This window comes from Rhizobium sp. 01T437 (assembly GCF_056398505.1).
In genome coordinates, this window is record NZ_JBFTPM010000002.1 from 377,698 (window position 1) to 397,812 (window position 20,115).

The 20,115-nt window shown below is 60.2% G+C and carries 16 protein-coding genes; 3 read left to right on the forward strand and 13 right to left on the reverse strand.

Annotated elements, in window-relative coordinates; genetic code table 11:
• Nucleotides 1-37 precede the first annotated feature (37 nt).
• The 5 genes from AC1DM5_RS05305 to AC1DM5_RS05325 are packed head-to-tail and all read right to left on the reverse strand — an operon-like array spanning nt 38 to nt 5,504.
• Entirely contained in the window at nt 38-1,024 is a 987-nt protein-coding gene (locus AC1DM5_RS05305) for an oligopeptide/dipeptide ABC transporter ATP-binding protein (protein WP_037100162.1), read from the reverse strand.
• Entirely contained in the window at nt 1,017-2,036 is a 1,020-nt protein-coding gene (locus AC1DM5_RS05310) for an ABC transporter ATP-binding protein (protein WP_477819768.1), read from the reverse strand. Before AC1DM5_RS05310 ends, AC1DM5_RS05305 begins: the two co-directional genes overlap by 8 nt.
• A 1-nt stretch (nt 2,037) precedes the next feature.
• Nucleotides 2,038-2,955 (reverse strand): ABC transporter permease, encoded by a 918-nt coding sequence (locus tag AC1DM5_RS05315; protein WP_007824543.1) that lies wholly within the window; start codon nt 2,953-2,955, stop codon nt 2,038-2,040.
• Entirely contained in the window at nt 2,952-3,875 is a 924-nt protein-coding gene (locus AC1DM5_RS05320) for an ABC transporter permease subunit (RefSeq protein WP_477819769.1), read from the reverse strand. Before AC1DM5_RS05320 ends, AC1DM5_RS05315 begins: the two co-directional genes overlap by 4 nt.
• A 48-nt stretch (nt 3,876-3,923) precedes the next feature.
• Nucleotides 3,924-5,504 (reverse strand): peptide ABC transporter substrate-binding protein, encoded by a 1,581-nt coding sequence (locus AC1DM5_RS05325; RefSeq protein WP_477819770.1) that lies wholly within the window; start codon nt 5,502-5,504, stop codon nt 3,924-3,926.
• 275 nt (nt 5,505-5,779) lie between these two features.
• Between AC1DM5_RS05325 and bglA the strand changes: the two genes are divergently transcribed.
• Nucleotides 5,780-7,429, forward strand: coding sequence for a beta-galactosidase BglA (gene bglA, locus AC1DM5_RS05330; protein ID WP_477819771.1), 1,650 nt, complete (start codon nt 5,780-5,782; stop codon nt 7,427-7,429).
• 8 nt (nt 7,430-7,437) lie between these two features.
• On the opposite strand, the gene ade is transcribed toward bglA, so the two are convergent.
• Nucleotides 7,438-9,135 carry an adenine deaminase gene (gene ade, locus AC1DM5_RS05335; RefSeq protein WP_477974710.1) on the reverse strand — a complete coding sequence of 566 codons (1,698 nt, stop codon included), beginning with the start codon at nt 9,133-9,135 and terminating at the stop codon, nt 7,438-7,440.
• A gap of 117 nt (nt 9,136-9,252) precedes the next feature.
• A complete protein-coding gene (locus AC1DM5_RS05340) occupies nt 9,253-10,356 on the reverse strand; it encodes a branched-chain amino acid ABC transporter substrate-binding protein (protein ID WP_477819773.1) in 1,104 nt (367 codons plus the stop codon).
• A gap of 623 nt (nt 10,357-10,979) precedes the next feature.
• Between AC1DM5_RS05340 and AC1DM5_RS05345 the strand changes: the two genes are divergently transcribed.
• Nucleotides 10,980-11,891 carry an HD-GYP domain-containing protein gene (locus AC1DM5_RS05345; protein WP_477819774.1) on the forward strand — a complete coding sequence of 304 codons (912 nt, stop codon included), beginning with the start codon at nt 10,980-10,982 and terminating at the stop codon, nt 11,889-11,891.
• Nucleotides 11,892-11,986: 95 nt separating this feature from the next.
• Here the strand turns inward: AC1DM5_RS05345 and AC1DM5_RS05350 are convergent, their stop codons facing one another.
• Together AC1DM5_RS05350 and aptA are read right to left on the reverse strand one after the other, a co-directional pair.
• Nucleotides 11,987-13,045 (reverse strand): alpha/beta hydrolase family protein, encoded by a 1,059-nt coding sequence (locus tag AC1DM5_RS05350; RefSeq protein WP_477819775.1) that lies wholly within the window; start codon nt 13,043-13,045, stop codon nt 11,987-11,989.
• 139 nt (nt 13,046-13,184) lie between these two features.
• Nucleotides 13,185-14,513 carry an omega-aminotransferase AptA gene (gene aptA / locus AC1DM5_RS05355; protein WP_477819776.1) on the reverse strand — a complete coding sequence of 443 codons (1,329 nt, stop codon included), beginning with the start codon at nt 14,511-14,513 and terminating at the stop codon, nt 13,185-13,187.
• A 247-nt stretch (nt 14,514-14,760) separates the two neighbouring features.
• Between aptA and AC1DM5_RS05360 the strand changes: the two genes are divergently transcribed.
• Nucleotides 14,761-16,734, forward strand: a complete 1,974-nt coding sequence (locus AC1DM5_RS05360) for a PhoX family protein (RefSeq protein WP_477819777.1) — start codon at nt 14,761-14,763, stop codon at nt 16,732-16,734.
• Between the two features lie 144 nt (nt 16,735-16,878).
• Here AC1DM5_RS05360 and AC1DM5_RS05365 read toward each other — a convergent pair whose 3' ends face one another.
• From AC1DM5_RS05365 to choW, 4 genes are all read right to left on the reverse strand, one after another.
• Nucleotides 16,879-17,196 (reverse strand): ArsR/SmtB family transcription factor, encoded by a 318-nt coding sequence (locus tag AC1DM5_RS05365; protein ID WP_007824533.1) that lies wholly within the window; start codon nt 17,194-17,196, stop codon nt 16,879-16,881.
• 115 nt (nt 17,197-17,311) lie between these two features.
• Nucleotides 17,312-18,061 (reverse strand): HugZ family pyridoxamine 5'-phosphate oxidase, encoded by a 750-nt coding sequence (locus tag AC1DM5_RS05370; protein ID WP_477819778.1) that lies wholly within the window; start codon nt 18,059-18,061, stop codon nt 17,312-17,314.
• A 132-nt stretch (nt 18,062-18,193) separates the two neighbouring features.
• Nucleotides 18,194-19,240, reverse strand: coding sequence for a choline ABC transporter ATP-binding protein (gene choV / locus AC1DM5_RS05375; protein ID WP_007824531.1), 1,047 nt, complete (start codon nt 19,238-19,240; stop codon nt 18,194-18,196).
• Complete coding sequence (gene choW, locus AC1DM5_RS05380) at nt 19,237-20,082, reverse strand: choline ABC transporter permease subunit (RefSeq protein WP_007824530.1); 846 nt, start codon at nt 20,080-20,082, stop codon at nt 19,237-19,239. The genes choV and choW overlap by 4 nt, the downstream gene beginning before the upstream one ends.
• Between the last annotated feature and the right edge of the window lie 33 nt (nt 20,083-20,115).

Genomic DNA, 20,115 nt, shown 5'->3' on the forward strand with positions numbered 1-20,115 from the left:
TCCATCGCCCCGATGTAGGGCGATGGAAGATGGGAGATCAGGGCCGGTCTATGTGATAGCAGGCGGCTGTCTGACCGGGACGGATCATTTCCGTCGGCGGCATTTCGGTGCGGCAGATATCTGTTGCCTTCCAACAGCGGGGCGAAAAGACGCAGCCCTTCGGCGGATTGAGCGGCGAGGGCGGGTCTCCCTGCAGGCGGATGCGGCTGCGCAGGCGCGCAAGTTTGGGATCCGGGATCGGAGCCGCGGAGAAAAGCGCCTGCGTGTAGGGATGGGCCGGGTGTTCGAAGACCGTCGCGCAATCACCGGCCTCTACGACCTTGCCAAGATAGAGCACCAGCACGTCATCCGAGATCAGACGTACGACCGAGAGGTCGTGGCTGATGAAGATCAGCGTCAGGCCGAACTCCTTGCGCAGCTTGCGAAGCAGCGTGATGACCTGGCCCTGGATCGACACGTCGAGAGCCGAGACCGGCTCGTCGCAGATGATGAGCTTCGGCCGGGTGACGACAGCGCGGGCGATGCCGATGCGCTGCGCCTGACCGCCCGAGAATTCGTGCGGATAACGGTTGATCATTTCCGGCACCAAACCGACGGCGGTCATGATCTCCCGCACGCGCTCAAGACGCTGAGACCTTGTCAGCTTCGGTTCGAAGACGGTGAGCGGCTCGGCAATGATGTCGCCGACCGTCATGCGCGGATCGAGCGAAGCGATCGGATCCTGGAAGATGATCTGCATGTCGCGGCGTGCGGCACGCATTTCCTCATCCGTCAGATCGAGCAGGTTGCGGCCCTGCCAGAGGATACGGCCCTTCTGCGCCTTCAGAAGACGCAGGATCGAGCGGCCGAGCGTCGACTTGCCGCAGCCGGATTCGCCGACAATGCCAAGCGTGCGGCCTTCGGCGAGATCGAAGCTGACATTGTTGACGGCCGTCAGCATCAGCGGCGGCTTGAAGAAGGATTTCGAGGGGATCTCGAACTGGGTCGTCAGGTTCTCGACCCTCAGAAGCGAGCGTTCAGCCATGGACCAGCAACTCCTCGCGGCGGGGGAAGGGATGGAAACAGGCGGCACAGTGGTTTGCGCCCTGCTGTTGAAGCTGCGGCGGTCGGTCGATGCAATCGTCCTGGACCTGCGAACAGCGCGGCGAAAAATTGCAGCCCTTCGGCAGGTGCTGCAGGTTCGGCGGGCGGCCGGGGATGACGACGAGGTCGTCGACATCCTGGTCCGGGCGCGGGATCGAAGCATGGAGTGCGGCCGTATAGGGGTGGGCCGGGTTTTCGAAGAGCTCGTCGACCGGAGCTTCCTCGACGATGCGGCCGGCATACATGACTGCAACCCTGTCTGCGAGACCCGCGACGACGCCGAGGTCGTGGGTGATCATCAGAAGCGCCGTGTTCATCTCGGCCGTCAGATCATTGAAGAGGTCGAGGATCTGGGCCTGAATGGTCACGTCGAGCGCGGTGGTCGGCTCGTCCGCAATCAGCAGTTTCGGCTTGGTGAGCAGCGCCATGGCAATGACGATGCGCTGGCGCATGCCGCCCGAAAGCTCGTGCGGATAGAGGTTGAAACGGCGTGTCGGATCGGGAATGCCGACGCGCTTCAACATCTCCAGAGCCGCGGCAGAGGCCGCCTTGGCGGTAAAGCCGCGGTGGATCTCGAGCTGTTCCGTCAGCTGCCGGGAAATCCGGAGCGACGGGTTCAGCGCCGTCATCGGGTCCTGGAAGACCATGGCCATATCCTTGCCGCGGACATGGTCGAGCTCGCGGGGTTTAAGCGCCAGCACGTCCTTGCCTTCGAGCAGGGCCTGGCCGGTCGTTTTACCGTTCTTGGCGAGCAGGCCCATGATGCCGAGGAAGGTCTGGCTCTTGCCCGAACCGGATTCGCCGACGATGGCGATGCGCTCACCGCGGCGCACCGTCAGGTTCATGTTGGAGACCGCCTTCACCTGCCCTTCGGGCGTTTCGAAGGTGATCGAATAGTCCTTCAGTTCGAGAAGGATATCGTTCTGTTTTTCTTTTTGATTTTCTGGGGTCATCCTATCGATCCTTCGGGTCGAACGCATCGCGCAGGCCGTCGCCGATGAAGAGCAGGCTCAACAGCAGGGCAACGAGGAAGCTTGCCGGGAAAATCAGCAGCCAGGGCATGCTTTCCATGGCGTCGGTGCCTTCGGCAATAAGGGTGCCGAGCGAGGTCAGCGGTTCCTGAACGCCGAAGCCGAGATAGGAGAGGAAGCTCTCGGTCGCGATGATCTCAGGCACGGTCAGGGCGGCGAAGATGACGACGGGGCCGACGAGGTTCGGGATGATGTGCTTGGTGATGATCTTGAAGGGCTTCTGACCGGAGGCGCGGGCCGCTTCCACGAATTCGCGGTGCTTGAGCGAGAGGGTCTGGCCGCGCACGATGCGGGCCATGGTCAGCCATTCGAGCGCGCCGATCGCCGCAAAGAGCAGGTAGACGTTGCGGCCGAAGATGACCATCAGCAGGATGACGAAGAGGATATAGGGGAGCGCATACATGATGTCGACGAAGCGCATCATGATGGAGTCCAGCCTGCCGCCAATATAGCCGGAGACCGCACCGTAGAGCACGCCGATGACGACGGAGACGAGGGTTGCCGTCAGCGCCACGGCCAGCGAAACGCGCGTGCCGTAGAGCACGCGGGCGAGAAGGTCGCGGCCGTTCGGGTCGGTGCCGAAATAGTGGCCGCTTTCGAAGGAGGGCGGGGTGCGGAAGGCGGCCCAGTCCGGGTCTTCATAGTTGAAGGGGATGAAGTTCGGGCCGAGGAAGGCGGCGAGGATCAGCAGCACCAGCACGCCGATGGAGATGACTGCCGCTTTGTTACGGGAGAGACGGCGCAGCGCGTCTTTCGTCAGCGAGCGGCCTTCCGGAGCCAGGCCTTCCGCTTCCAGCAACTCGGCTGCGAGCAGCTCTCTTTTTGCAGGATTGAGGATCATCTGTTTCTCACTTTCGGGTCCAGCCAGGCATAGGCGATGTCGACCAGAAGGTTCAGGAACACGATCAGCACCATGTAGAAGATGACCGTACCGAGAACCATGCCGTAATCGCGGTTCAGCGCTGCGTTGACGAAATAGCGACCGATGCCGGGCAATCCGAAGATGCTTTCGACAACCAGCGAGCCGGTGAGAAGGTAGCTTGCCGCCGGGCCCAGATAGGAGACGACGGGCATCATGGCGGGCTTCAGCGCGTGGCGCATGACCGTCAGGCGCGGACCGATGCCCTTTGCCTTGGCGGTGCGGATGAAGTTCTGGTTCATCACCTCGATCATCGAACCGCGGGTGATGCGCGAGATGCGGCCGGCATGCGGCAGAGACAGAACGACAATCGGCAGGACGAGATATTTGATCGAACCGTCACCCCAACCGCCGACCGGAAACCAGGCGAGGTGAATGCCGAAGATCAGCTGCATGATCGGCGCGATCAGGAAGTTCGGAAGAACGACACCCACCAGAATGAGGGCACCCAGAATATAGTCCGGTGCCTTGTTCTGATAGAGCGCCCCAAGACAGCCGACGGCCACGCCGACGATGATGGCGATCAGGAAGGCTGCCGTACCGATGGTGAAGGTGTAGGGCAGACCGATCATGATCTGCTGGGTGACGGTGAAGTCCTCGCTCGCGAAGGAGGGGCCGAGGTCGCCTTTCAACAGGTCGCCGACATAGATCAGGTACTGCTGAACGAGCGGCTTATCCAGATTGTAGTGGATCGCGAGGTTTTTCAGGATCACCGGCGGCAATGGCCTTTCGCCATCGAAGGGGCCGCCGGGGGCAAGGCGCAAAACGAAAAAGCAAGCTGTGACGGCGATCCACAGAACAGGGATCGTCGACAGCAATCGACGGAGAGCGTATTTGATCATGATCGTGGAGCGGCTCTTCCCGGGAGGACCGGGAAGAGCCTTTCATCCTTATTCCTTGATGGACAGCCAGCGGGTGCGGTGGATGTCCTGAACGTTGTCGACGAAGCCTTCGATCTTAGGCGAGACGACGTTCTTGGAGACGTAGTAGTAGATCGGAAGTGCTGCGGAATCGTCCAGCGCGAGCTGTTCGGCCTTCTTGAAGATTTCGGCGCGCTTCGTCAGATCGGTCTGAGCGTTGCCGTCCTTGATCAGCTTGTCATAGTCGGCATTCGACCAGCGGCCGTAGTTCATCTGGACACCCGTGACGAGCAGATTCAGGAAGTTGTCCGGATCGTTGTAGTCGGCGAGCCAACCGGCACGGCCGATCTGCACTTCACCACGCTGCAGCTGGTCGTAGTGGACCTTTGTCTCAGCGTTGACGAGCTCGACATTCACGCCCAGCGGCTTCCACATGGAGGCGATCGCGACGGCGATACGCTTGTGGTTGTCGTTGGTGTTGTACTTGAGCTCGGTGGTCAGCGGATGATCCGGGCCGAAGCCGGCTTCCTTCAGCAGCTTCTTGGCTTCTTCAACCTTGTCCTTGTAAGGAAGGTCCTTCCAGGAAACGTAGGCCGGTTCGCCGTAATTTGCCGTGCCCGGTGGAACCCAGGAATAAGCCGGGAGTTCGCCGGTGCCGAGGATCTGAGGGCCGATGACTTCGCGGTTGATCGCCATCGAGAGAGCCTGACGGACGCGCTTGTCGTTGAAGGGCGGCTTGGTCGAGTTGATGACGTAGTAGTAGAGACCGGAGAAGGGGGCGACATGCGCCTGGCCAGGCAGGTTCTTCTTCATCCACTCGTACTGGTCGGTCGGGAAGTCGGTGAGGATGTCGAATTCGCCGGCGCGGTAGCGCTTCAGCGCGGCTTCCTGGTCTTCAAGCACGAAGAACTTCGCGCCGTCGATCTTCACATCCTTGGCGCCGTAGTACTGGTCGCTCTTGACGGTCGTGACATGCGAACCGGGGACCCACTCGACCGGCTTGTACGGACCGTTGGTGACGATGTTGCCGATCTTGACCCAGTCCTGACCCTTGGCCTCGACGACATGCTTCGGCAGCGGATAGGCCGTGTAGTGCATCAGGGCGTTGATGAAATAAGGGGTCGGGTTTTCAAGGGTGATCTCGAGCGTCTTGTCGTCGATTGCCTTGACGCCGAGCTCGTTCAGATCGGTGATCTCGCCCTTGTTGATCTTTTCCGCGTTCTTGATGGTGAACTGCAGATAGGCGTAGTCGGCCGCATTCTTCGGATCGATGAGGCGCTGGAAGGCGAACACAAAGTCGCCGGCCGTTACCGGTTGGCCATCGGACCACTTGATGCCGTCACGCAGCTTGAAGGTGTAGACCTTGCCATCAGCGGAAATGGTCCAGCTTTCGGCCTGGCCGGGAACCGGGTTGTCCTTGGCGTCTTCGGTGACGAGGCCTTCGAAGATGTCGCCGGCAATACGGTTTTCCCAGTCGCCGGAGAGTTTTTGCGGATCCAGCGAGGTGGGGTCGCCACCATTATGGATATTCAGCGTGGCCGCGTGGGCCGAAAATGCGAGCAATGAGCCAACCATTGCAGACGCGAGAAATTTTTTCGTGAAAAAGGACATACTGGGTCCACCTTTCTAGGCTTTTCGCCTTTTCTTTAGTCATTTGTTCCCGATTTGACCTGTTACGTGCAGGTCAACGGCACCTTAACGCAAAGGTTTGGCGTTGCAACCCCTAAACCGGTGGGTAGCATTCGGGTGTGGACAAGCTTATAAGCGTCTCCCTTTTGTCCGATCGCGACCGTCCGTCATTCAAGTCCAAATGCGCCATTGCGCTGTTGTTTTTTGCTTCGCCGCCTTTAGTGTTGCGGGCGAAATGAAGCAGGAGGCGGTGGTCAATGGTGCTGCAGACAGGCGGGAATGCGGATTGGTGGCGCGGTGCGGTGATCTATCAGGTCTATCCGCGCTCGTTTCAGGATACGAACGGTGACGGGCTCGGCGATCTCAAGGGGATAACCCGGCGCCTCTCTCATATCGCAAGCCTTGGCGTCGATGCGATCTGGCTCTCCCCCTTCTTCAAATCGCCCATGGCCGACATGGGTTATGACGTCTCCGACTATTGCGACGTCGATCCGATTTTCGGCACGCTCGACGATTTCGATGCGATGATGGCAGAAGCTCACAGGCTCGGCATCAAGGTCATCATCGACCAGGTGATTTCGCACACATCCGACCGCCATCCGTGGTTCGTGGAAAGCCGCTCCAGTCGCATGAACGACAAGGCCGACTGGTATGTCTGGGCCGATCCGAAGCCCGATGGGACGGCGCCGAACAACTGGCTGTCGATCTTCGGCGGACCGGGTTGGGAATGGGACGGCGTACGCCGGCAATATTACCAGCATAACTTCCTGACCTCGCAGCCGGACCTGAACTTTCACAGCAAGCCGGTTCAGGATGCGCTGTTGCAGACGGTGAAATTCTGGCTCGACCGCGGCGTGGACGGTTTTCGGCTGGATACGGTGAATTATTACTTCTGCGACAAGCTGCTCCGAGACAATCCGCCGCATCAGCCAGACCCGGATCAGCCCGGCCTCGATGCGCCCGACAGCAATCCCTATGGCATGCAGAACCACCTTTACGACAAGACGCAACCGGAAAACCTCGAATTCCTCAAGCGCTTCCGTGCATTGCTCGACCAGTATGAGGGGCGCACGACTGTCGGCGAAGTCGGCGACGGTGCGCGCTCGCTGAAGACCGTTGCGGCCTACACGACCGGCGGCGACAAACTGCATATGTGCTACACCTTCGACCTGCTTGGTCCGGACTTCACGGCAGATCATATCCGCGGCTGTGTCGAGAGCTTCCAGCGCATGGTGAAGGACGGCTGGGTCTGCTGGGCCTTCTCCAATCACGACGTCAACCGCCACGTCAGCCGTTTCGCGCTGACAGAAGAGGAGCGTCCTGTTATCGCCAAGCTGGCGATTTCGGTTCTGGCAGCACTTCGCGGTTCGATCTGCCTCTATCAGGGCGAGGAGCTGGGGCTGCCGGAGGCGGAGCTTGCCTTCGAAGACCTGCGCGACCCTTATGGCATTCGCTTCTGGCCGGCCTTCAAGGGCCGCGATGGATGCCGCACGCCGATGCCCTGGGAGGCCGGCAAGGCGCATGCCGGTTTTACCAGCGCGGAAAAGAGCTGGTTGCCGGTGCCCTATGAGCAGGCAGCACTTTCCGTGGACACGCAGGAAAACAATGACAGCTCCGTGCTGCATCATTACCGGCGTACGCTGGAATTCCGGAAAACCTATCCAGCGCTCGTCGACGGCAGCATGGAATTCGTTGGCAGCAATCAGGATCTGCTCGCCTTCGTGCGTGAGAAGGGAGACGAGAAACTGCTCTTCGTCTTCAATCTGACGCGTGAGCCTGCGGAGTTTCAACTTCCTGCCGGCATGGTACTGGGCGCTCCATTGTCCATGCCCGGGTTCAAAGCCGTCGCCAGCATCAAGGCAGTGCAGCTCGACGCGCTTGACGCCTTCTGCGCTCGTATCAGCTAACTCAGTCGTCAGCTGATCAGCGCGAAGCGATCGACGTCCACCATTCCCTTGTCCGAGATCTTCAAATGTGGGATCACGGGCAGGGGCAGGAAGGCGACCTGCAGGAAAGGTTCTTCCAGGGTCGTGCCCAGCGCATAGGCCGCCTTGCGCAGATGATGCAGCGTGTCGCGCACCGCCTCATAGGGTTCGAGGCTCATCAGGCCGGCAACGGGCAGGGCGATCTCGCCGGTGACCTTGCCGTCTTCGACAACGACGAAGCCGCCCTTGATCTCGCCGAGACGATTGGCCGCAAGCGCCATGTCATCCTCGCTGACGCCGACGACGCAGATATTGTGGCTGTCATGGCCGACCGTCGAGGCGATGGCGCCTTTCTTCAATCCAAAACCCTGGACGAAGCCGTTGGCGTGATTGCCGTTCTTGCCGTGACGCTCGATGACGGCCACCTTGATGATGTCATTGCCGAGATCGACGGTGGTCTGGTTGCCCCTGGCTGGCAGGCGGTAGCGACGATGCTCGGTGATGATCTTGCCGGGCATGACGCCGATGACGGGCGTCTCGCCTTCCGAAACGGGTACGCCGAAGTGGGCCGCATTGACCGGCCGCGCCTTGACGCTGTCTAGGCCGACAGGCGAGACGGGCTTGCGGGTGGCAAAGAGCGCATCGGTGACGTGGCGGCCGGCCGAGAAGACCATCTCCGCCCGGCAATTCTCCAGGCTGTCGACAACGACGAGGTCGGCCCTCCAGCCCGGGGCAACGAGGCCGCGGTCACGCAGGCCGAAGGCGCGGGCGGCGGAGATCGAGGCGGCCCGGTAGATCGCCAGCGGCTCGACACCAGCAGCGATCGCCGTGCGGATCATGTAGTCGAGATGGCCCTGCTCGGCGATATCGAGCGGATTGCGGTCATCGGTGCAGAGCGCGAGGTATGACGACAGGCGTTCGGTGATGATCGGCATCAGGGCGTGCAGGTCCTTGGAGACGGAGCCCTCGCGCACGAGAATATGCATGCCCTTGCGAATTTTCTCCAGCGCTTCGACAGCACTCGTGCATTCATGCTCGGTGCGAATGCCGGTGGAGAGATAGCCATTCAGATCATTGCCTGAAAGAAGCGGCGCGTGTCCGTCGATATGGTCGCCCTGGAAGGCGTCGAGCTTCGCCATGCAGACGGGATCCTTGTGGATCACGCCGGGGAAATTCATGAATTCGGCGAGGCCGATGACCTTGGGATGGTCGCGATAGGGCAGGAGGCTTTCGACCGGCAGGTCGGCGCCTGATGTTTCCAGATGCGTGGCCGGCACGCAGGAGGACAGCTGCACGCGGATATCCATGATCGTTTCGAGCGCCGAAGCGAGGAAGAACTCGATACCGTCCTTGCCGAGCACATTGGCGATCTCGTGAGGATCGCAGATCACGGTCGTCACACCATAGGGCAGCACGCAGCGGTCGAATTCATGCGGCGTGACGAGAGAGGATTCGATATGCAGATGTGTGTCGATGAAGCCGGGAACGACGATCTTGCCGGAGATATCGATCTCGGTCTCGCCGCTATAGGCGCCGCAGGTGCCGACAATACGATCGCCACCGACGGCAATGTCCGATTGGACGAGTTCACCCGTCACGAGATCGAAGAAGCGTCCGCCTTTCAAGACGATATCGGCCGGTATGCGACCCACACCCTGATCGATGAGACGTTCGAGTTTGGCGGTCATGACTATCCTCGCGATACAATCGATTCCGCGAGTTATAGCGCATCTGTCTGTGGATTCGATGCCCGCAAACGAAACCGGGCGCCGACGACGCCCGATCCCGTGTTTCATTCGTTTCGATTACTCGGCAGCGACGATCTTGCCGCCTTCCCACTTGTAGAGCGAGAAGCTCTGCGAGGTGAGGTCGCCGGTTTCGCCGTAGGTGAGCTTGCCGATGACGGTCGAGATTTGTTCGCCACCCTTCAGGGCAGCAGCAACGGCTTCCGCATCCTCGGCACTACCGGCCTTCTCGATGCCGGCCTTCAGCACTTCGACGGCAGCATAGGCGTTGAGCGTGAAGGCTTCGGCCGGGATGTTCTTGGCGGCCAGTGCATCGGCAGCAGCCTTAGAGTCCGGGCTCTTGGTGGCGTCGGAGGCGTTGGTAAACAACGTGCCGGCTGCCGCATCCGTGCCGATCGACCAGAACTCGGTGTTGGAGAGGCCGTCGCCGCCGATGATCTGGGCGTTGACCGAGAGGTCATGCAACTGGCGGGCAAGCAGGCCGCCTTCCGGGTGGTAGCCGCCGAAATAGACGAGATCGACCTTTTCGGCCTTGATACGGGTCGTGAGTGCGGAGAAGTCCTTGTCGCCGGGCGTAATGGAGTCGTTGATGACTTCGGTGACGCCGCCTGCGTTCAGTGTCGCCTTGAAGGCGTCGGCAAGGCCCTTACCGTAAGCGCCCTTGTCGTTGATGATGGCGACGCGCTTGTCCTTGAAGTGTTCCAGAGCATATTTGGCGGCGACTTCTGCCTGCTGGTCGTCGCGGCCGCAGGTGCGCAGAACGTTGGTCAGGCCGCGCTTGGTGAGGTCAGGCGCGGTTGCCGTTGGCGTGACCATCAGCACGCCGTTTTCGGCCAGAACGTCGGAAACCGGGATTGCAACGCCGGAGGTGACCGGACCGACGACGAAGCGGATGCCGTCGGCGACAACCTTGTTTGCGGCAGAAACGCCCTGCTTCGGTTCCCCGGCGTCGTCAGCAAGCTCGAGCACAACCTTCTCACCGAGAATGCCGCCGCTCTTGTTGATTTCATCGACGGCGGTCTGTGCGCCGTTCTTTACCTGGTCACCATAGGCAGCCACCGGGCCGGTCAGCGGCGCGATGAGGCCGATGACGATATCCGCATGCGCGAGCGGCGCAAATGCCAGCGAGGCGATGAGCGTCGCCGTCAGGGTCTTCAGGGTCATGTTCTCTCTCCTTGGGTAGGGTCTCTTCGACCACCGGTTGCTTGCCGCGAAAGCCGTTTCTTTTGTCAGCGATCCCTTCGGGAGCGTGCCAAGGACGAGGAAAAGCTGCGCGATCAATGAGCCTCGCGGCCATATTTGGCTCGCGCGGCGCATGGCAAGATTTCTAGGAATTTCGGTGAGATTCCGCAAGATGATAACAAGATCGGGTTCGTTTTCGCCAAATCTGGAAAGATTGCGCCCGATTTTTTGATTTTTCAGTCCATTTCCCGCAATTTTCGGTCTGCCTTGTCTCGACCATCCCTCAGGCTTGCCGCGGCCGCTGCCAGGGCAGTCTCAAGCTGCGACCGTTAGGCGATGTTTTTTTGATCGCGTGCTTTCAGTCGGGTGTGACTTCAACTTCTGCTGAAAACCGAAGCGAATCTTCTTCGACCGAGCATATCGACGGCTGCGAATAAGCAGACAGCCGGTAACGTCGCCAATGATCCTTGCGGTAATTCATATATTCAAGACAATTAATAATTGATTCTGAAAATCCCAGTATAACTGTCGTTCCTGTAGATATTGTTGCGGTGCAATAAAATATTCGATTTGTCGATATATAGATAGCGGGAACAGATATCTGGATGCTCAAGCGTATTGAAGCCAGGCAGGTGCGCACCGGAATGTTTATCGAGATGGTCGAGGGTATCTGGCACGATCCTCTTCTATCTCGGCGACGGTTCTTACTGCGGCGCGAGAGCGATACGCTGAAGCTCAATGAGTGCGCGGATGCAGGTGTCGTGATCAACACCACCAAGGGTCTCGATGTCAGGAACACCTCACGTAAGATCGAGATCGACGTCAAGGCAGCGCGCGAGACCATTCAGAAATCCGTGGAGGTCCTGGAAGATGTCTTCGGTCGGCTGCAGGGTGGAGATGCGATCACCGTCGATCAGGTCGAGCCGGTGATTTCCTCCGTTTCCAAATCGATGGATGACCACCCTGCCGTCTTCATGAGCGTTACCCGGCTGAAGTCCAAGGACGAAGTGACCTTTCTGCATTCCCTTTCGGTCAGTGCCTTGATGATCCTTTTCAGCCGCCATCTCGGACTGGATGAGGAAGTGGTGCAGACGCTCGGCACGGCGGGGCTGTTGCACGACGTCGGCAAGCTCGAAATTCCGCTCGAAGTACTCAACAAGGAGGGGCGCCTGAACGAAGACGAGATCCAGTTGATCCGTGATCATCCGGAAAAAGGGCATGCAATCCTGTCGCGCCAGGAGGGCATGTCGGAAATCGTTCTCGACGTTTGCCTCAATCATCATGAACGGATCGACGGCAAGGGTTATCCGCGCAAGCTGTCCCACGGCGAGATTAGCTTTCACGCACGTCTTGCCGCGATTTGCGATGTCTATGACGCCGTTACTTCGGTGCGCCCCTACAAGGCTCCGTGGAGCGCGAAGGAGGCGTTGAGCTGGATGCTGGCCAATGAAGGGCATTTCGACCGCCGGCTCGTCAAAAAATTCGCCCTCTGCCTGTCGATCGCCTCCGTTTCCTGAGCGTATCTGTCTCATCACACAAGGCCTGCAGGGCCGCAGGCCGAATGTCTTCGTGATCCGTGGCTCCCCGAAAGCGCGCAGACGAGGAAGCTGCTCTATTGATCAGCGAGCGCCTTTCCCAGGAAATCCGTGACCATGCTGGAAACCTGCCGGTGAATCGTTCCGCGATCTGCGCCGACGCCATCCCGGCAGACGATGCTCTCCCCTGGCGCTTCCTTCTCGATCAGTTCGGCGGCGCCAGGTTTGCAGGGCTGCATGAAGCTGAAATGCAGCGATCCGGGGATAAGGCTGTAGGTGGTGGCCGCTGGCGGCAGATGGCGGGCAAGGTAATCGGAATCCTTGTTGGTGGCGGCTATGTCCGCCTCGGTTGCCGTGTCCGCATCCACATCCGCCGAGGCACCCAGCACCATGAGGGGGATATGGATTGCCGCAAGGCTCTCCGGTGTCAGCCCGCGGCCAGGTCCGAGGTCGAGTGTCACGACGGCACGAATCCTTGCATCACTGAGATCGGCGGCCATCGCCGCATTTGACGCCGCATCGCGCCCGATGCCGAGCGCCTCGAATATCTTGCAATAAATCGGGCTGAATTCAGCCACGCAATTCTTCGTCACCTTGGCGGCGTCGAAGCGGCCGCCCGCCAGTTCGACGACCGTCCAGCCGCCGAGTGAATGGCCGATGGCGGCAATCCGATCGGATGCCACGCGGCCCGTCAGATCAGGATTGTCGAGCAGAGCATCGATCACGCGGCTGAGGTCGCCGGGGCGCTTCCACAGTTCAACGGCATCGGGCTTTCGCATGTCGAATGTGGTCGTGCCGGGATGATCGGGTGCGGCGACGACATAGCCTGCGTCCACGAGATCGGCGGCGAGCCAGGCGAGGTTGCGCCAGCTGCCGCCATAACCATGGGAGAGGACGACCAGCGGATGCGGGCCGGCTACGGGTTCGGCGTCCTTGATTACAGGTTGGCCGATGAAGGCCGGTGTTTCGCCGAGAAGGACGGGCGTGGCGTCAGACGCGGTCGGATACCAGATGCTGACATGCATCGGGCGATCGGCGTTTTTGCCGGGCAGGGTGATTTCGCGGAAACCGGTTCCGGCATGTGCTGCTGATACCAGCAGCAGGAGCAGAGGGAGGACAAAGGCAAGTCTTGGCATGGGATCTCCATTGGGTTGATTTGCCCTGTCTGGAGGAAATCCCTGAGGCTGGAGACCGATAACGCGATTGAGGTCGCCGATATCAAAAGAAAGGGCGAGGCCGGCGCCTCGCCCTTGAATTCACTTGGGACGATTGAGCTCAGATGTTGTTCTGCAGGATCGTACGCAGCTTGCCGAAGAGCTCGTCGATGTGCTTCTTCTCGATGATTAGCGGCGGGGAGAGCGCGATGATGTCGCCTGTCGTGCGAATCAGCAGGCCGCTTTCGTAAGCCTTGAGGAAAGCCGTGAAGGCGCGCTTGGTCGGTTCACCGGCGATCGGGTCGAGTTCGATGGCGCCGATAAGGCCGGTATTTCTGATGTCGATGACATTGGGGCAATCCTTCAGCGAATGCAGCGCGTCGGCCCAGTAGTCCGAGAGTTCGGCTGCACGCGTCAGCAGGCCTTCTTCCTTGTAGGTGTCGAGCGTTGCAAGTGCTGCGGCCGAGGCGATCGGGTTACCGGAATAGGTATAGCCGTGGAAGAACTCGATCATGTGCTCGGGGCCATTCATGAAGGCATCATGGATTTCCGAGGTCACGAAGACCGCGCCCATCGGGATGACGCCGTTGGTCAGGCCCTTGGCGGTGGTGATGATATCGGGCTTCACATCGTAGTACTGGGCAGCAAAGGGAGCGCCCAGGCGGCCGAAGCCGGTGATGACTTCATCGAAGATCAGCAGGATGCCGTGCTTGGTGCAGATCTCGCGCAGCTTCTGCAGATAGCCCTTCGGCGGAATGAGAACGCCGGTGGAGCCAGCGACTGGCTCGACGATGACGGCAGCAACCGTGGATGCATCGTGCAGAGTGACGATGCGCTCGAGTTCGCTGGCGATATCGCCGCCATGCTCGGGTTCGCCGCGGGTGAAGTTATTCTTGCCGGGCAGATGGGTGTGCGGCATGTGGTCGACACCGGTCAGCAGCGTACCGAACATCTTGCGGTTGGTGACGATGCCGCCGACCGAGATGCCACCGAAATTGACGCCGTGATAGCCACGCTCACGGCCGATCAGGCGGAAGCGTGAGCCGTTGCCCTTCACGCGGTGATAGGCGAGCGCCACCTTGAGCGCCGTTTCCACCGATTCAGAACCGGAATTGGTGAACAGGACGTGGTCCAATCCTTCCGGCGCGATGTCGACCAGGCGGTTGGCGAGCTCGAAAGCCTTGGGATGGCCGAGCTGAAAGGCCGGGGCGTAATCAAGTTCGCCAGCCTGTTCGCTGATCGCCTCGGTGATCTTCGGACGGCAGTGGCCAGCATTCACGCACCAGAGGCCAGCCGTACCGTCCAGAACCTGACGCCCGTCATGGGTCTGGTAGTACATATCCTTGGCGCTCACGAAGAGGCGCGGTTCCTTCTTGAACTGGCGATTTGCGGTAAAGGGCATCCAAAAGGCGCGAAGGTCGTTTGGCGTTGCATTCAGGCGGTTGGACATGCTGTTCTCCTGGCCGTTGGGGAGGCCGTTCCCGTTCAAGGCTTGGTGCCGTTTATTTTTACTGCCCGGTCAAATTATCAGCGCCCGGCAAGGCGTCAAGCCGAAGAAGCGCCGCCGTCTGCCGTTCCCGGACACTTCGGGCGTCATCAATCCTTCGCCCGGCATTGCTACAAAAATCGATGGCCGCAATGGCCGAGGGCATTTCATTCATTTCCTTGAAATTCAACCGTTTTTACCGGAGGTAGTCATGACGGACCGCCAGAAAACCAGACCGCGTCCCAATCCGCGGCGTGCATTTGCGCCGAGCTACGGCACCATTCTCGAAGAAGGCGTTCGTCGCCGTACCGTTCTCAAGGGCTTCATCGCCGCCATGGGGGCAGCCGCTTTTGCGCCGGCGCTCGAAGCAACGAAGGCAGAAGCTGCCGAGTCGACCCTTACTTTCCCCGAACTGAAGCGCGTGCGCGACACCGCCGACCATTGGCCTGATGGTTACGAGCGCCAGATCCTCGTTCGCTGGGGCGACGCTCTCTTTACCGACAGCCCGGAATTCGATGTCGCCAAGCTCAATGGCAAGGCGGCCGAGCGCCAGTTTGGCTACAACAATGACTTCACGCAGTTCCTGCCGCTGCCCTGGGGCGAAAAGAGCTCCGATCACGGCCTGATGGTCGTCAGCCATGAATATGCGACGCCCTATCTGATGTTCCCGGGCCTGACCGCCGACGATTACCGCGAGAAGATGACCGAGGACCAGATCCGCGCCGTCATGGCCGCCGTTGGCGTATCCGTTTTCGAAGTGCGCAAGGATGGCAATCAGTGGCAGGTGGTCAAGGACGGCAAGTATAACCGCCGCATCCACATGAGCACGGAAATCGGAATTTCCGGCCCGGCTGCCGGCGACGACCGTCTCAAGACCAAGGCCGATCCGACCGGCACTGTTGTCTTCGGTACGATCTCGAACTGCAATGGCGGCATCACGCCTTGGGGCACGATGCTTTCGGGCGAGGAAGGCGCAATGGACGTCTTTGCAGGCGACTATACCAAGTTGCCGAACCAGGAACTGGTCAAGCGCCAGGGCTGGGACGAGGATGAGAACGACATCTACGCTGTCAGCCGCGTCGAGCCGCGCTTCAAGTTCGAGGAAGAGCCGAATGAGTGGATGCGTTTCGACTGGGTTGTCGAAATCGATCCGTTCGATCCGACGGCAAAGCCGGTCAAGCGCACCTCACTCGGCCGCATGACGCATGAAGGCGCGCAATGTTGCGTCGCCCCTGACGGCCGCGTCGTGGTCTTCATGGGTGATGACGATGATTTCGAATATATCTACCGCTTCGTCACCCGCGATCCGTGGAACCCTGGCGATCGCGCCGCCAACAAGGACCTGCTCGACCACGGCACACTGTCGGTCGCCAAGTTCGAAAGCGACGGCACGATGCGCTGGATCCCGCTCGTTGCCGGCGAAGGTCCGCTGACGGAGCAAGCCGGCTTCAAGACGCAGGCCGACGTGGTTCTCGCCATCCGCGCTGCCGCCGACCTCGTTGGTGCGACGCCGATGGACGGGCCGGAAGGCTTCATCCCGCATCTCGGCACCGGCAAACTCTATGTCGCCATGACCGAAAACGAGGATCGCCTGCCGAAGGGCCAGGGGGACGACGAGAAGGAACAGGTCAACGTTGCCAATCCACGTGGCCCCAACCCGCATGGGCATCTGCTGGAGCTGGTAACGCCAGGCGGTCCTGACAAGCCCGATTACGCAGCTGAAAGCTTCAGGTGGGACGTTTTCGTGCTCTGCGGCGATCCGGCCAAGCCCGAGGACCAGGCGATGTTCCACCCGGCGACCACCTCGGCCGGCTGGTTTACCGACCCCGATAACCTTGCCGTGGATCCAGCAGGCCGCCTTTGGGTGACCACCGACGGCCCGCCGCCGGAAGGCATCGCCGATTCCGTCTACGTTATGGATACGGAGGGTCCGGGCCGCGCGCTGCCGAAGCTCATTTATATCGCGCCTGTCGGTTCGGAGACCTGCTCGCCGACCTTCACCTCGGACGGCTCCAGCGTCTTCCTCTCGGTCCAGCATCCGGGTGAATTGCGCATGGCCGACAACGAGGATGCGACCTCGATGGAAGATGCCGGCACCAACTGGCCGGACTTCAAGCCGGGCGTACCAGCCCGTCCGTCGCTCGTCGTGTTGACGCGCGCCAGCAACGGAGTGGTGGGCAGCTAAGCCTGTCGTTCTGACATAGATGGGACCGGCAATTCTTGCGAATTGCCGGTCCCAAAGGTTTTACGTGCTGAAAATCGTTAAGCGGCGCCCTCGGAAACATTTCCTCGGAACGTTGCTCAAACTGACGTCATGTCAGCGCTAACATCAGGCTGCAGACCTGCTCCGGTTCTGAGCCACGTAGATATCCTCCAGCGTCGCGAGGATCTTCATGACCGGCTCGGAGTTGCTGGAATAGTAGATCGTCTGTGCATCACGACGGGTCTTGACCAGCTTCTGAGCGCGCAATTTCGACAGATGCTGGGAGAGGGCCGACTGGCTCAGGCCGACCTGGGTGGCGAGAACGCCGACAGGCACTTCTCCCTTTACCAGGCTGGTGAGGATCAGCAAACGCTTGGGGTTGGCCATGGCCGATAATAAAGCTGCCGCCACATTGGTGTGCTCGGCCAAATCAGAGGTTTCCATATTTTTTCTTCCTAATGCGAAACGTACATCATCCGTACAGGCACAGGCCGTCAGACGGTTCTTTGACTGACGGCGAAACCTAGCAATTGGGCTCGAAGATTGTATATACCTAAATTTAAGGTATCAGGTATGCTATTTTAGATATGTTTGAACAAATGTGATCTAAGTCTTCAGCGGGTATGTCGAACTCGCAACGCATCAATAAGTCACCTGAAATCATATCAAAACCTTCGGAATCGACCCCACATATGCGCCAGGGACCCGCTTCAGGTGCCTTCAGCCTGGATGTCAGCGCTAACATCAGGTCCGGATGGCGCGCTACTAAATCTTGCACTGCAGCGTCAGCTTTTTCAGCGATGTGATCATTTGCCTCGGAGTGAATCACGAGATCGCTGCCGTCCAAAATGTAAGCACGGCCGAATCCGCCATTAAGGCTGGCCGATTGCGGGATGAGCCGGAAGAAACGGAAATCCGGGAAATCGATATAGAGTTTCGCCTTGGCGTGACGGTTGAGGAAACGAGCGCGGATGCGCGCGTGGAGAGGCGTATCCCGCTCCACCTGTTCCGCACGGCATTGGGTCGTCAGGCGGGCATGGGCGAGCGGATCGCCCTTGCCGGGCTCGCCGGTCAGGAGCGAGGCCCTGGCATCGGCAGCGAGCGCTTTCGTGTGGGTCGAGAGCGCAGAAACGAGAATAACAGGCACGCCGTCTATGTCGGTGCCGAGGAGAACCCGGCTTGCGAAGGGAAAGCCGGTTTCAGGATCGAGAACGGCGAGAGCCGCATAGCGGGCGGAGCGCAAGAGGGTGCGCGCCAGCTTGCGGGCCTCGTCGTCGGTTTCGCGGAGCGTAGAGGACGGTTCTTTCATATCCGCGTTGTCGCAAAGCGGAGTGAAAGGATCAAGTCTAAAGCGTGTCGCGATCTTTCAGATTCGCTTGCCACGCTTTAGTTTTCGCATGTCGTTACCGCAAAACCGCTGCACACTTTTGCGCGACATGCTTTATTCCTTCCGCTTGTGCCGCGTGAGGCCGGTGACGACATCCTGTGCAGAGATCGTGCCGACGATCTGGCCGTTGTCGACCACGCCGATGCTGCCGGGCTGCCGGGAGAGGGCGTCGAGGATATCGACAAGCGGCGTCGTGGGGCGCGCAGTGGCACTGACCGACATGCCGATTGCCGCGTCGCCAAGCCCAGGCTGCATGATGTCAGAAGCCATCAGCATGTTGATCGGGTTCATGTTCTGCACGAAGTCGGCGACATATTGATCGGCCGGGTTCTTGACGATTTCCTGCGGCGTTCCGCACTGGATGATGCGTCCGCCCTCCATGATGGCGATGCGATTGCCGATGCGGAAGGCCTCGTCGAGATCGTGGCTGACGAAGAGGATGGTCTTCTTCAACCGCCGCTGGAATTCCAGCAACTCGTCCTGCAGGCGTGTACGGATCAGCGGATCGAGCGCGGAGAACGGCTCGTCCATCAGCAGGATCGGTGCGCCGGTGGCGAATGCACGGGCGAGGCCGACACGCTGCTGCATGCCGCCGGAGAGTTCGTTGACCTTGCGGTCGGCCCATTTCGTCAGGTTGACGAGTTCGAGCTGCTCGCCGACCCGGCTCTTGCGCTCGGCTTCCCGCACGCCCGAGAGCTCAAGGCCGAAACCGACATTCTCGGCAACGGTGCGCCAGGGCAGGAGGGCGAATTGCTGGAACACCATGGAGACCGTATGCGTGCGCAGGTCGCGCAGCGCCTTGGCGTTGCATTTGTAGGGGTTTACTGGCCCCGTTGCCGTCGAAACGGCGACGTCGCCGCGCACGACCGGCGCAAGCCCATTGACGGCGCGCAGGAGCGTCGACTTGCCGGAACCCGAGAGGCCCATCAGCACGAGGATTTCGCCTTCCTCGATGGTCAGCGAGGCATTGGCGACGCCAAGAACGAGGCCGGTCTCGGCGCCGATCTCGTCACGTGAGCGACCCTGGTCGACCATGGCGAGCCCAATTTCCGGGCGGTCGCCGAAGATGATGTTGACGTCTCTGAAACTGACCGCGGTCATGCGCCGTCTCCTTCGCCTGCGGTGCGGAACATGCGGTCCAGAATGATTGCCAGGATGACGATACAGAAACCGGCCTCAAAACCCTTGGCGATATTGACGGTGTTCAAGGCACGCACGACCGGTACGCCGAGACCGGGAGCGCCAACGAGGGCGGCGATCACGACCATCGAGAGGGAGAGCATGATTGTCTGTGTCAGGCCGGCCATGATCTGCGGTGTTGCAAACGGCAGCTCGACCTTGCGCAGAACCTGGATCGGCGTCGCGCCGAAGGCGACGGCGGCTTCGACGAGGGAAGGGGGCGTCGAGATGATGCCGAGACGGGTGAGGCGGATCGGGGCGGGGATGGCGAAGATGACGGTAGCGATCAGGCCGGGCACCATGCCGAGGCCGAAAAGGATAAGTGCTGGAATCAGATAGACGAAGGTCGGAATGGTCTGCATGAGGTCCAGAACGGGCCGCATCGCGGCATAGATCCAGGCGCGGCGGGCAGCCGCAATGCCGAGCGGAATGCCGATCACCATGCTGACGAAAGTCGCGGCGAGTACGAGCGCCAGGGTTTCCGTCGTCTCCTTCCAATAGCCCTGGTTCATGATGAGCAGCAGCCCAAGACAGGTGAAGACCGCCACTGTAATCGACCGGCGCAGCCACCAGGCGAGGAGGCTGATGGCAAGGACGGCAATCAGCGGATTGGGCGTCTGCAGCACGAAAAGCAAGGCATTAATGACGTGCGACAACAGGGCGGAAAGTTGGTTGAAAAACCATTCGCCGTTCGATGTCAGCCAATCGACAAAGGACTTGGCCCAGGGGCCAATGGGAATTTTAGCGTCGGTGATCCAATTCACGAGGCGCGCCTGTCTTTTGAGAACGAAGATCGG